This is a genomic window from Hoylesella timonensis S9-PR14 (assembly GCF_000762405.1).
GTDB classification, from domain to species: Bacteria; Bacteroidota; Bacteroidia; order Bacteroidales; family Bacteroidaceae; genus Prevotella; species Prevotella timonensis_A.
Window position 1 is genome coordinate 11,307 of the sequence record NZ_JRPQ01000071.1, and the last position, 14,545, is coordinate 25,851.

The window sequence follows — 14,545 nt, forward strand, 5'->3', positions numbered from 1 at the left end:
TACCAACATTCGCCATTTCTCGCGTATTTACGCACGAACGCACTTGTCTTCGCAAATATGCGAGCTATGGAAGAGTGTTTGTCAAGAAAATTCACATTTTTTATCGGGTCAGACTGAACTTCAAACTGATGCCAAAATCGTGCGTCGTGGTGGGATAACTATTGCTCGAAAGTAGCGGATTGTTGACTTGCTGATCATAATACATCGTCATCGTCATGAGCTTAGACAAATTATAATCGGCAGAGAACTGGAACTTAAAAGCCGTATTTCCACCCGTTGCCATACTTGTCATGGTGGCAATGTCACGACTAATACTTGCCTGTCGGCGATAACTACAATCCAATCGAAGGTTCAGTCCTCGGTTCGATGTAGTGCTGTTACTTGTAGATGTAGTGGTTTGTGCCTGCTGTTGCTTGTTTCGGTTGCGGCTCATTCTGCGATTTCTGCCACTATCAAAAAGATGAAGGTCATTGATTCGATAAGCCAACCCCAAGACCCAGTCACGACTGATGGCTTCGTTAATTTGCACGCTGGTTGTACTCAGACTTAACACTCTCGTAGAACGATACTCCAACTTGGCGGTAAGGTTATTGTGAAGTGTCACGTCCACACCGAGTAACGGAGAGAAAGCTTCGTTGATACTCACCATCGAAATGTTGTATATGCTGCTGGGAATAGGAGCTGCCGTAGTGGGGTCTGTGATAAATCCCAATCCATTCATGTATTCTTGGAAGGTACTAAAACTACTAAAAGAGCCAATGGCGAAGACGCTTTTATAAGCATGATTCAACGTAACACTTTTGAACACATCTTGAAACCATGGCAACTTGCCCAGTCCACTATAGCGGATGGTCCAGTTAGGGAGCAACCGTGTAATCGCTGGGAAGAGGTCTAAAGAATGTCCACCCATACTGGTGTAGGTATTTAAGAAAGCAGGAACCATCACATCAGAGCCATACTTGTTCACCCCACCATTAGCAGCATTGTATGTTTCTCCAGCCAAGGAAGTTCCACGAGGATAGGTAGCGCCCTGATATTGTGCCTCCACACGATGACGGAAGCCCTCTAACGACTGGCAGAAATCAACGAACGACTGGCTATAAAAACCATTGTTAGCGTTGCCCATTCCTTCGAATGCGCTGCGAAGTGAGATGGTGGTCATGGTAAAGTTGCCACTGAGAACGGTAGGATTTCCTTCGTACATGTATTGTACACTCTTTCCCATGGTCTTGGTTCTGCTGGCATGAAGGTCGATTTTGAAGTTGCGCACTGGCTCTAACGTCATTCGTAATTGCAAATCTTCGGTACGATTAGAGGTGGCAGGTGTCGCTATTGAGTCGGACATCAACAGCCAATCATAATCTCGAGCGCGCTCTATATACCCATCGTCTACAAAGCCAAAGGCAAAATCAAGACCGGGTGAAAGCGCACTGGGGGTACGGTTTTGTCCAAAGGCGTCGCCAACAATGGGCATAAAGCCGGGTAACGCCAACGCATAGTCGTTGCGATAACTCAACCCCACGCTACGCACCATCATCATCAGGCGTGCCACCGATTGAGCCGCCTTATACCACCCTTTGTTTTCGAGTGGCTCTTTTGCTGCCACAGTTATCTTTAGATGAAGTGCAGAGTCTACCTTATTCTTGATGCGAATTGTATTATTGTCTATTTTTTGATAACGAAGAGGGTAAGATTTTCCATTCTCCGCCTTTGCCGACACTATCAGGCGTTTGGTTTGCTTACCATGCTTCACGGTAATAAAGGTATCGGGCAACAGCACTATTTCTTGTTGGAAACCTTTTTGGTTCTTTGGCAAGGCACGTTTCTGGGCTTCAGCTTGGGCATCTTGCTCTGTGGATTTCTGTGCTGCGGATTGTTTTTTATCTTGCTTCACCATTCGCGAGTTTCTGCCTCTTGTCTGACGACGTTGCGGCTCTTTATTAAATCTATCATTCGTTTTCTTAAGGAACGGAATATGATTATACAACCGCTGAAGGTCAAAATTACCATTCAGATTCATGTTCCGATTGGTGGTCACCGTGTTTCCTAACGATGTGCCATCTTCCAACATTGTGCCTCGCACCCACGTATAGTTAGCGGCATAGTTGGCATCTGCTCGCACCCAATCGAAAATAGGGATGAGATTGAGTGGCAACTGATAAGACAAAGAGAATCGTTGCTGATAGTCTAAGGGTGTCCCAAGATTGCGAATGCTGGTGCGAACCGAGTCTTTCCATGCCGAATATCTATCGGGGAAGAGGTCTTTGTTCACAGGGGTATAGGGTTCTTCTATCTCTGCATGCGTAGCACTCTGAAAGTTCATGTGTATATTCTTCGTGAGATCCCAGCGTAGCGTAAAATCTCTGTTCCACATAAACTGCTGATTGAAGGTCAATGGGAGTTGTGAACCGCCCAAATCTTGCATGTCACGTTCTTGCAATTCATAATAGTTACGAGACATATCTGTGTTGAATGCCACACTTTGTGGTAGCCAATTCAATCCAAAACGCTTCAAGATATCGTACCATTTACTACGACTTTTTATAAATTTGAATGGCTCTAAAGGTTTGTAGACAGGAGACCAATTGTAAGAAAGGCTACCCATCCAGTTGTCTTCTTTCTCGTAAACGGTAGTCTTTCCCGTACTATATCGGTGAGCATGACTATACGAGAACGAGAAATTGGCAGGGTCGTAGGGCATCGGGTGACGCTTGGTTTGGATACCAACTCGCACATTTGACAGTGAAAAGTTGGTGTTGGTGGTTTTCGTCACAGCAATGCTTTGTATAGAATCGCGTTCCTGCTGACTTCCCATGGCATCTAAAGCATCTTGCAAGCGCATGTCCGTATCAAGTGGATTGTACTTTGGACTTATTTGTTCTTCCTGTCTACTGTAATACAAAGGCGCACTCACCTTTGCCTTATCAGGAAAGAACTTGCCCAATTCAAGGTTGGCTGTGACGCTGTAGTTTTGATAGTCGTCCTTAGAACGTTGGTCCACTCCCTCTTCCAAACCGCCAAATCCTTCGCTCATGTAACGTCCCTGCACATTGAAAGTACCAAAATCAGACAACTGCACATTTAAGTTTCCTTGCGCTGCCCAGCCTCCTTCGTTGCTGTATTCCAATAGGCGGAGTTCGTTCACCCATATCTCACCCGATTTTACCTCACCCGACTTGTTGCGTACGCCAATCATCATCGTCTTTACTTCACCAAGCGTTGGATTGCCCATGACGCTAACCTTGTTATTCGGACGCTCTGCATCATAAGAGGTAAATACTCGATTGTATGATGCTTGTCCCTGCGCCTTCGCCTTGTTTCTTTCTTTCTTTACTTCCGTAAATACCGTAAGCGGAATATCTAACATATTCTCCTCGGGCCAAACTTTTCGCACCGAAGCAAGCGAATAACGGTCGTACACACCGGGTGCTGTTAATCGCAACGGTATTTCATACTCATAGTAATTGCTTTTGTAATCGTTCCCCAATCGCACGAAGACAGCCAACTGATTGTCTTGCAGATTGGTGGTGTTCTGCTCCATAGCATTGGCATGCACAAACATTTGCATACGCTTGTACTGCCGCAAGTCGACAGACGTGTTTTTATAAACCGCCTTCGATTCGCCTGTTGCCAAATGTTGAACGACCAAGTCTAATGCCTGCTCGTTCGCTTCTACTAACTGTCGCTGGGTTGGATCTTGTGCTCGAACGATGCCAGGTGGCAACACATAGTTGACAGGTAACTTGTCGTTGTTCTCCTCTATGTTGACTGAACTCACCGACATCGTACCCGTTTGGGCAGAAGAGGGGTCGAGTTGCTGCTGATAGATGCGCCAATCGCCACGTACAAGGTCAAGACTACCAAAGCGAAGTACGATGGGCTTCTCAAATCCTGTTAAGAACATACGCATGAAGCGGATGCTGGTAAAATCGGAGATGGAACCAAATCGGCGCTCAAAGTCACGAATGGGAATGCGAAATTGATACCAAGTCACCCTTTCGTTTGTTTTCTTGTTACGCAAAGGCGCAACTGCTTCTCGCTTGTCTACAATGTGATTTTGCCCCACTACCAAGTCCTCTGGACGAATAGAAATGTGGTACTGAAAATACTTCTCATATTCGTTCAAAGTATAATCTTGGTTGATATCTTCCACATCAGGCATACTTTTATAAGAGGTGTCGTAACGCTCACTACGGTTTTCTGTATCGGGCGAATTGCCTTGCGGATTGTTGATATATTTGTAACGACGAAGAATAGAGGCTTGCATCTCATCATAATCGCGACCACGGAAATAATGATAATCATCGTTTGCCACATCTTTCAAAATGGCTTCAAACACAGCAGGGTTTACTTTTCCTTGTATTTGACGTAAGAAATCTTGATAAGAGGCAAAGTTTTTCTCTTCTTCATTGGTCAATCCATTGAACCCTAAATCCTGCAAAGCCCTTGCTCCCTTGCTCGTTGCGAAGGCATAAGTAACGCTGGGTTGCGTAGGTACCTTACCCCATTGCGTAGTCGTAAAGGCTTGACTTCCGTCGACGGGGAGTCCGCTCTCATAAAACTTCTTGCCATCGTGCAATATATCTTCGCTCACCTCTCCGAGATTGATATAAAAGTCTCCACCGTACTGATGAGCCGTTCCGTCTCTTCTGGTATAGATAAAGGGGTCGAGCATCCAAAATTCTATGTACTCAATGTTGGACGCTTCGAAGTCGCTATAATCTAATTTTCGCATCATTCCTCCCCATTTCTCTTGTGGATGGTTCAGGAAACCATCAGGAGTAAGATCAGGATTGAAATTATAGGGTCCTCGTTCGGCAGGATAATACGCCAAGTTCAGGATAGGGATTGTAGCGGTAACGCCACTATAACTGCTTTGATCTCGCTTGGGATACAACTCACGCACATACACCTCGCGCACATAATGGTTAGACAACTGTTCCAAATCACTTTTAATATGGCTGGGCGTCAGTGAACTGCTACGACGAGTAAACAGAGGGTCTATGGTGTACCATGCCAGCAACGAACGGTTAAATCCGCTACGCAAAGTGGTCTTGTCGCTATGCTCTGGGAACATGGAAGGCACGCTCGACATGACCCACGAGGTTGGTGTAGAAACATCTATCTTTGTAGTTGTATTCTCAAAGTCGTCTAAGTATGATGCATTGTCTTGTGTACCGTGGCTCTGACCTGCGATGAGTTGTGCAAATTCGGCATTGAATGAAATGTGCGAAGGTTGTGTAAGATGCAAGAAAGGTATTTTATCTAACAGGCTTGTGAGCCACTGACTTTCTTTTTTCCAATTGAGGTTAACCCCCCAAAGAGTATTGTTGAGCGGTTCTGCTCCCATATTTACCTTGTTCGTCAGTGCCTGCTCAGACAAATGTTGTACAGTACCACTCAACTGAAAATCTTTGCTAAAATCGTATTCCCAGTTCAGTCCAAACATCGTTTTGCGTTCTTGTGCAAAGTCTGTATTACTCTCTAAAGAAACATTGACATTTGTCCCCGCATCCAATATACTTTTGTTCAAGATGGTGACCTCACCTGCTGCGTAGTCTACAGAATAGTCAGCATTCTCTGTAAGTCGCACTCCTCCTGCCGTTACCACGACCGAACCCTGAGGAACATTGTATGCCCCTAAAGAGATAACATTAGCGGCTGAACCTCGATACTGCCCCATGAGTACGTATTTATTCTTCTCGGCAATTTGTTTGGCTACCGTCTTTGTCGAATCATACAGTTCGGTAAAGGCATATTTCTCTGGATGCTGAACGCCCTTGTCTCTAAGATAATTGAGGATAAAACTTCCAAAAGGTTCCACCTTTGGAAAGAACACACGCCCATCACTCACGGTATATCCTTCTACATAGTCAAAATAACCGTTGCTGTGCACCTTGTTGTTATTGTCCAAACGGTCAGCACCTAACAGTCTTATGATAGGTTGATTTTTCACTTGTGCTTCTGGGATGTAAGTAAGATAAACGCCTGCTGTATCGCTTTGATACTTCACATCTAATCTAAATTTCTCACGCTCGATAGAATTACCTAATTCATAGACGTTTTTCATCATCAAATCCCAGTTGCCCTGCTGTGGATTGTTGCTGGTATTTTTTAATGACTTTACGAACAATGCGGCATTGACATCGGTCACATCACTGGCAAACTCGCCCACCTGAAACGTTGTTCCCCCATACGTATATTCGTAAGCCACTGCTAACACTTGATCGGTTTGCAGACCAGTTTTCAACGACACATAGCCCAAGGCGGTATTCACTTTGTATTCCGAAGGATTGAGTAAACGAGCTCGTTCCAGCTTTTCATAGTCCACGCCTCCTACCAATCCAGCAGATGTTAATACCGAGTTAGCCTGGTCGATATTACGCACAATGCCGTAAGTGTTTACGATGGTAGAATATACGTTGTTTGCCTGATTAGACGGAACCTTTTGCATGGTGGTGTTCCATAAAGGATTTGACACCTTTTCATTCTCACCCAAATCAGTGAAGGCTATAATATTACGAGTGTTCGTCGTCACACCCGAGTTGTTAGTTACCCATATCTCCATGCGGTTAATTTTCACCCCAGAAGTGATGTTGGGTAACGATTTCATGTTTTCATCATATTGCTTGCGGAAATATTGTGACAAAAAGAAGTGTCTGTTCTCTTCATAATTCGCCACATTTATTTCAAAAGGCGTAAACTGTTTGCCGCCTTTTGAAGATACGGTCTTGTCAGATGATTTCTTTTGTGATGCCACCATCTGCAATTTTAGCTTACCAAATTGCATATCGGTACGAAGTCCGAACAATGAACTGGCACCCTTAATGAGCGACGAGTTGGAGGGGAACGACACGTTACCTGCTTCTACCAGTTTGATGATTTCATCCTCCTTGCCGTCGTACTTCAACTTCATGTTCTGCGCATCAAAGTCGAATGTGGCGTCAGTGTTGTAGTTCAAGTTCATGTTTACCTTATCTCCAACCCTACCGTTGACGTTCAGATTGATTTTTTCATCAAAGTTCATTGTGGTCATCTTTCGGTTTCGGATAGGCAAAGAGGGGTTGTCAATCTTTTTTATCGTTCCACCAAACTTAAGTTCTGCTGTACCTTGTGTCTTGATACGCACTCCTCCAGGTCCAAAAATCTTCTCAGCTGGTCCTAAATCAAAGTGCATATCGGTGAAGTCGAACTTCTCTTTTCCTTTTTTCTCGAAAACTTCTGCATTCTTTGTCCTAAAGTACTGCTTAAAGAGTTGTTGCTCACTCCACTTACGATATTCTTGAGGAGTCATCATAATAGGAGCATTCACCCAAGAGTTACCTATCTTAGAACCAAAGATATACCGATTCAGCGTGTCATTATAAACCACGTCTTGGTTCAGGTTTCTGGGACGCTTTAAGTCTAAAGGACTTTCCTCTAAATCGTCGAATATGACAGGAGTGGTGCGCTGTATTTTCCATCTTGGATGTAATAGGGAATCGGGTATATGGGTTTCGTCCTCGATTTCGGGCTGCACCTTTACCTGAACGGTATCTTTCTTGTTTCGTTTTTGAGGCTTTTGAGGAGTCTGTTGTTGCACACGCTGTACACCTCTACCTTGCCAATAAGGTAAAGTAAAGGCATATCCCGCCATACTCATGACGAGTAACACCAGCAGCAAACTATAAATACGTCTTCTCAACTCCATGCTTCCGCTGCGTCCTCAGCTTGACGATTTGCCGAATTTGTTTTACTTAATGCGACTCAATGCCAATTTTACAACTTGTTCTACAGGCATCGAATCACTCTCCTTTAGAATGGATTCTACGACCTTCGCACTCGGTGCGGGCGAGAAACCTAACATAGTGAGCGCACTTACAGCCTCATCACGAATGCCACTATGCACCATATTCTGCGGTTGATCGCTCACGTGTAGCTCGGTAGCGATGCCACTACTTACAATCTTATCCTTCAAATCTACAATGATGCGTTGTGCTGTCTTTAATCCTATTCCCTTGACAGACTTCAACATTCGCTCATCTCCATTTGCTATCACGTTGCACAATTCGGCAGGAGAAATGGCGGAGAGAATCATCCGAGCCGTGTTAGCCCCTACACCCGAAACGGTTATCAACATGCGATACAGATCACGTTCTTGCTTAGAATAAAAGCCATAGAATGTAAAATTGTCATCTCTTCCACCTGTTACGAGTGATTCATGGACATACAATTTCACTTCTTTCTTGCCTTGAATGGCACTGTAAGTATTCAATGAAATATTTAAGCTATAACCAATGCCAGCCGCCTCGAGTACAGCTTGAGCAGGAGTTAATTCTGTTAATTCACCCCGAATATATTCTATCATACCTTATTTGTTTGTGTATATACATGAAAGATAACGCTATCCATGGCAAGATATTGCTCCTATGGGCAGAAAGTACAAAAGGAAAAGGTGAAAAAACGTTGCGCAAAAATTCAATGGCTTCAGCGTTTTTTATTAGTATCGCAACATCTTATCATACAATATATTAACAACTACCCTAAAAACAGTCAACCAACTTAAAGCTCATGATCTATGTTTTAAGCATCTACTCTATGCCCCAATCATCCACAGTGGGCACATAAAGAAAGGTAGTTACACCTCTAACCAAAAGAAAGACCTATATCCTTGGTAAATATGGGATATAGGTCTTGCACGTTATCGTTATATGAATGTCTGAAAACTATACGTAAGTTTCCAAAAATTTCACCGTTCCATTTACTTTTAATTCATTGGTTGTAGCTGGAATCAGAATCGTTTCGCCAGCCCGTAATGATGTTTCATTACCCTCATTGTCAACAATGGTACCTTCTCCTTTTACGCCTATAAGGATTACAAAACTATCCAATTCGCTATAATCCAGTGTCATGGGCTCGTCTAAATCGTACACTGCGGTATGAAAGTAAGGACAGTGGACAAGGCTCACACCTTGATTTTTTTGTGATGTATAGACTGTTCGATAGTCGTTTAACACCTCGTAATTTATGCATTCAGCAGCCAAGTCTGTGTGCAATTCTCGATAGTTCCCGTTCTTGTCTTTGCGCTTAAAGTCGTAAATGCGATAGGTGACATCTGAGGTTTGCTGAATCTCTGCCAAGAAGCATCCCTTACCAATGCTGTGAATCCGTCCTGCTGGCAAAAAGAAGCAATCGCCTTCTTTTACCGAGTAGTCGGCTATTGCATCAAGGATGGTATCATTTTCTACCATTTCTTTGTACTCGGCAGGTGTTATCTTCTTTTTTAAGCCACTGCGCAAATGTGCATCCTTGTCAGAATCCATGATGTACCACATTTCTGTCTTGCCACGTGATTTACCTTGTTTCTTTGCAATTTCATCAGTAGGGTGAACTTGTATGGACAAATCCTGACGAGCATCGATAAACTTAATGAGGAGCGGGAATTCATTGCCAAACTGCTCATAGTTAGATTCTCCAATGAGTTTGCCCTTCAATTCTTCTACAACTTCATTTAAGGCACGCCCTGAATATTCTCCTTCACTAACGATGGTTTGGTGATCTTTAACGCCAGAAATTTCCCAACTCTCACCTACATTTTCTAATTGACTATCTAAATGCTTAAACGGAATAATCTTGTTACCGCCCCATATTGTTTGTTTAAGGAACGCATTGAATTTTAATGGTTTCATAAGTTAGATATTTTACTAAATCTATTGAAATGATATGTTAATTCTTTTTCCAAAATTCGGGTGTTAAAATCACTAACACACTAAAGATTTCCAAACGTCCGACAAGCATCATGAGGGCACAAATCCATTTGATATAATTTGGAAGAATGCTCCAACTCATGGTTGGTCCTATCTCCAATCCCAAGGTGGGACCAACGTTACCTAAGCAGCTCAGGATGATAGTGATAGAGTTGGTACTGTCGATATGGGCTACCATCAGTGCAAATGATGCCAATACGCAAAGTATGAGGTACATCGTAACGAAAGCTAAGAGTATTCCCCGTTTTTGATAGGGAATATTTGTTTTGTCAATCTTGAGTGGTAAAACCGCATTGGGATGAAGTATTTGTCTAAATTCATTGCGAATCGTTTTCAACAGCATCACACCCCTTATACATTTAACACCTCCACTGGTAGACCCCGAGCAAGCACCCATAAACATGCAGATTGCAAGGATAACCCATGTAACATGTGGCCATTGCCCAGCATCATCATTGAATAATCCTGTGGTAGTAATAAAAGAAACGACTTGAAAGATGCCCGATCGGAATGCAGGCTCAACGTCGTAACCACGCCTAAAGATGAGTTCAAGCATGATGAAAAGGCTAAAGATACTAATCAGAAAAATGTAAAACTTGAATTCAGAGTTTCTAAACAAGTCTCTTATCCTTAACTTAGCAACAGATACATATAAGAGTGTGAAGTTGACACCCGACAAGAAACAAAAGAGTGTACACATATATTCTATCGCAGGCGAGTGAAAGAACTCGGTACTACTATTGTGAGTTGAAAAACCACCTGTCGCTGTCGAAGTCATAGCATAATTGAGAGAGTCGAACCAGTTCATGCCAAAAAACATGTAACTGCCCATACAGGCTACTGTTAATATAAGGTAGACGGACAATATCCACTTGGCACTGGTGGAGAGTTTTGGGGCTAACTTTGTCTTTATTGGTCCCGTTGCTTCGGCAGCAAACACCTTGACAGAACCACCCACCATGGAAGGTAACAAGGCTACGGTAAAGAACACAATGCCCAATCCACCAATCCATTGGGTGATAGAACGCCAAAAAAGGAGGGCATGTGGAAGAGCCTCTACATTATCAAGAATGGTTGCACCCGTAGTAGTGAAACCAGACATGTTTTCAAAATACGCATCTGTAAAATTCGGAATATAGCCACTGAAGGTGAATGGAAGTGTACCGAAGAGGCTAAAAACAATCCACGACAAGGTTACCACAAGATAGGCGTCACGCCGAGACAATGAGTTGTTGGATGCACGACCTAAGTATTTCAGTATGAAGGCAACGAAAAGCGTGATGGCGACAGAGATAATAAAAGCCATTGCATCATCTTCTCCATAACTAAATGCCATGACGAAACAGACAAATAGGATAAAGGCTTCTATGAAAAGAAGCGAGCCAATGACCTTGTATACAGAACGAAGATTTATCATTTTCTATGACTTTGAAATGCTATATAAAAAACTTTTCAATGGTTTTCATATTTACATTGTGACAAAATACAACGACAATATCGCCTGCTAATATTTGTGTGTGACCCGAAACCAGCATACCTTCATCGTTTCTCACCAAACCTCCAATCGTTGTACCTTTGGGTAATCCTACATCCTTGACTGCTTTTTTAGTCACAATAGACTTCTCTTTAGCCACAAACTCGGCTACATCGGCATTCGCAGTGGTCAGAAATCTCATGTTCATCACATTGTCATCAAGCATAATTTGATAGATGTGACTTGCCGCAATTGCCTTTTTGTTAATGATTGTACCAATATCTAAGCTCTCTGCCATGTTGACATAGTCTACGTTTTCCACCATGGCAACCGTTTTTCTCACCCCTAATCGTTTAGCTGTAAGACAAGCCAAGATGTTAGTTTCGGCATTGTCGGTCAACGCCACAAAAGCTTGTGTATTCGTAATCCCCTCTTCTTGTAATAGCTGAATGTCTCTTCCGTCACCGTTAATGATCAGCGCTTTGTCATTATCCATGAGGTTATTGAGTTGTTCACAGCGTTCTTCACTGATTTCCAACACTTTGGTATCCATATATTCTGGCATCGTATTCACTGCACGAACGGCTGTCGAACCTCCTCCCATAATCATGACGTTTTTCACATCTGCATATAGTTCTTTCCCTACAATCTTACGGATATAGGGAATATATTGTGGAGTTGTCATGAAATATGCAAGATCGTAAAGTTTTAGCTCGTCATTACCTCCAGGGATGATAGTATCATTTAACCGTTTAATGGCTACCACATGGTAGGGATCATCAGGACCGCAGAGATTCTTGAGAGGGTTGTTTAATATCTCGCAGGTCTCTCTTAATTTAATGGCAAGCATCACCAACGCACCATGATGGACATCCCATCGCTGACGTACCCATGACATCTTAAGCCCATTGATGATGTCAATGGCTGCCAATTTTTCTGGATAAATAAGAGAACTTACTCCCAAATCTGCAAAAAAAGCTTGTAGCTCGGGATCTGTATACTCACTATTATTGATCATCGCTACTGTCTTTTTCGCACCTAACGCCTTTGCTAAGACACAAGAGGTGATATTGAGACTCTGATCGGGGGTCACAGAAATAAATAAATCAGCGTGGTCTGCTCCTGCCGCACGCAAAGCTTTGATACTGCTGGGCGATGCTTGCATGGTGAGTAAGTCAAAGTCGGACCCTATTTGCGCCAGCCTGTCTTCAGCCTCATCAAGCAAGGTAATATCTTCATGGTTGCGAGACAGCATTTTTGCAAGATGGGTACCGATAGCGTATGCACCACTGATGATGATTTTCATATTGATAAACTTCTTAAGAAATGAATTATAAAAGCCTAAGAAGGCATTGTCTCTGCCGACAGTAGGTCTTGAATAGTGTGTTGGATATGCGCTGTATCAATGCCCGTCAGTGCTTTGAGTTCATCTACGCTTCCATGTTCAACAAACTGGTCAGGGATACCCATTCGCTTTACCTGAATATCATATCCGTGGTCATTGAACCATTCCAATACAGCTGAACCAAATCCACCCATGCGGATTCCGTCTTCTATCGTGATGACTTTTTGGAAGTGTTTGCCCACCTCTTCTAATAATGTTTCGTCTAAAGGTTTTACAAACCGCATGTCATAGTGGGCGATAGAATAGAGCGAACCAAGAGAGTCGAGTACTTTTTCAACATCGTTTCCCACTGCCCCTATCGATAGAATCGCCAAATCTTTTCCGCTCCTCAATCTTCTGCCAGTACCTACTTTGATTTCTTCTAATGGACATTTCCAATCGGTATGTACACCTCTTCCCCGAGGATAGCGTATCACAAACGTTCCTTTGTTGGGCAGTTGGGCGGTGTACATCAGTCTTCTCAACTCTCTCTCATCCATAGGTGCAGAAATCGTTAGGTTGGGAATGGGGCGCAATGCCGCCATATCAAACATGCCATGATGCGTTGCACCATCTTCACCTACAAGTCCTGCGCGATCTAAACATAGCACAACAGGTAAGTTTAAGATTGCCAAATCGTGTATGATGTTATCGTAGGCACGCTGTGAAAACGAACTGTAGATATTGCAAAATGGCATCATCCCCTCTTTAGCTAATCCTCCCGAAAAGGTTACGGCATGACCTTCGGCTATTCCAACATCAAAGGCACGGTCGGGCATCACATCAATCAGTTTGTTCATAGAACATCCTGTGGGCATCGCTGGCGTAATGCCAACAATTTTGGGGTTCAGCTTTGCCAATTCTACTAACGCATCTCCAAAGACGTCTTGATATTTAGGAGCTTGATTATCGTTATCTTGCTGTATCCTTTGCCCTGTTTCAATGTTGAACTTTCCGGGCGCATGAAATTCTATTTGCGACAGCTCTGCAGGCTTATAGCCTTTCCCTTTGGTGGTATGAAGGTGTAATAATTTAGGTCCCTTCATTTCTTTTAACTGTTGAAGGATACGTACAATCTCCTTGATGTTGTGTCCGTCAAAAGGACCAAAGTAGCGTATGTTCATGCCTTCAAACACGTTCTGTTGGTGGCTGATGACAGATTTAATAGCATTGTTGAGCCTTAAGATTCCTTTTTTACGTTTGTCATCAAGGTACCCTCGTTGGTGTAACCACTGCGAAGCCTTAAACCTAAGCTTGTTATAGGTTGCATTGGTGTCGAGTGTGAGCAAGTATTTTTCCATGCCACCCACTGCGTGATCAATGCTCATATCGTTGTCATTGAGCACAATCAATAAATCATTGGGGGTGGACGAAACATTGTTAAGTCCTTCAAAGGCGAGTCCTCCACTCATTGCACCATCGCCAATAATGGCTACAATCTTCTTATTGTCCTCATGGTTTTGCTTGGCTGCTACTGCCATTCCTAAGGCAGCAGATATGGAGTTAGATGCATGACCACAGGTAAAGGTATCATATTCGCTCTCAAGGGGCGTAGGAAAAGGACGCAAACCACGCAACTTCCGATTGGTGTTGAAAGCCTTTCGTCGACCTGTTAATATCTTATGGCCATAGGCTTGATGACCTACGTCCCAAACAAGTTTATCTTTTGGAGTGTCAAAGACATAATGCAGAGCTACCGTTAGCTCCACTGCTCCTAAAGAAGAAGCAAAATGTCCAGGGTTGACAGATACCTCTTGAATGATATCTTGACGTAGTTCTTCACAGATTTGGGGAAGTTGGTCAATGCTAAGTTTGCGTAAGTCTTCTGGATAATCAATCTGATTTAGAAGTCCAAATTTATCTTTGTTCATCAATAAGTTCTCAACAATATCCATGCAAAGATAATAAATTTCTATGAACCACGTGGACTTTCATTTGTTT

6 protein-coding genes are annotated in these 14,545 nt (G+C 43.1%); all 6 read right to left on the bottom strand.

The window, feature by feature from the left end; genetic code table 11:
* Positions 1-100: 100 nt before the first annotated feature.
* Positions 101-7,690, bottom strand: a complete 7,590-nt coding sequence (sov, locus tag HMPREF9304_RS04055; protein ID WP_036926694.1) for a T9SS outer membrane translocon Sov/SprA — start codon at positions 7,688-7,690, stop codon at positions 101-103.
* Between the two features lie 42 nt (positions 7,691-7,732).
* Positions 7,733-8,347, bottom strand: a complete 615-nt coding sequence (gene ruvA / locus HMPREF9304_RS04060; protein ID WP_028901009.1) for a Holliday junction branch migration protein RuvA — start codon at positions 8,345-8,347, stop codon at positions 7,733-7,735.
* A gap of 358 nt (positions 8,348-8,705) precedes the next feature.
* Entirely contained in the window at positions 8,706-9,668 is a 963-nt protein-coding gene (locus HMPREF9304_RS04065; protein WP_036926695.1) for a type I phosphomannose isomerase catalytic subunit, read from the bottom strand.
* A 37-nt stretch (positions 9,669-9,705) separates the two neighbouring features.
* On the bottom strand, positions 9,706-11,163 hold the full coding sequence (locus HMPREF9304_RS04070) for a TrkH family potassium uptake protein (RefSeq protein WP_036926696.1): 1,458 nt from the start codon (positions 11,161-11,163) through the stop codon (positions 9,706-9,708).
* A gap of 19 nt (positions 11,164-11,182) precedes the next feature.
* Complete coding sequence (trkA, locus tag HMPREF9304_RS04075) at positions 11,183-12,526, bottom strand: Trk system potassium transporter TrkA (protein ID WP_036926698.1); 1,344 nt, start codon at positions 12,524-12,526, stop codon at positions 11,183-11,185.
* A 35-nt stretch (positions 12,527-12,561) separates the two neighbouring features.
* A complete protein-coding gene (dxs, locus tag HMPREF9304_RS04080; RefSeq protein ID WP_036926700.1) occupies positions 12,562-14,475 on the bottom strand; it encodes a 1-deoxy-D-xylulose-5-phosphate synthase in 1,914 nt (637 codons plus the stop codon).
* Positions 14,476-14,545 lie beyond the last annotated feature (70 nt).

Excerpts from the sequence above, each read along its gene's own strand:
- HMPREF9304_RS04070 (WP_036926696.1), bottom strand. The coding sequence starts at position 11,163 with ATGATAAATCTTCGTTCTGTATACAAGGTCATTGGCTCGCTTCTTTTC.
- HMPREF9304_RS04065 (WP_036926695.1), bottom strand. The coding sequence starts at position 9,668 with ATGAAACCATTAAAATTCAATGCGTTCCTTAAACAAACAATATGGGGC.
- ruvA (WP_028901009.1), bottom strand. The coding sequence starts at position 8,347 with ATGATAGAATATATTCGGGGTGAATTAACAGAATTAACTCCTGCTCAA.
- sov (WP_036926694.1), bottom strand. The coding sequence starts at position 7,690 with ATGGAGTTGAGAAGACGTATTTATAGTTTGCTGCTGGTGTTACTCGTC.
- trkA (WP_036926698.1), bottom strand. The coding sequence starts at position 12,526 with ATGAAAATCATCATCAGTGGTGCATACGCTATCGGTACCCATCTTGCA.
- dxs (WP_036926700.1), bottom strand. The coding sequence starts at position 14,475 with ATGAACAAAGATAAATTTGGACTTCTAAATCAGATTGATTATCCAGAA.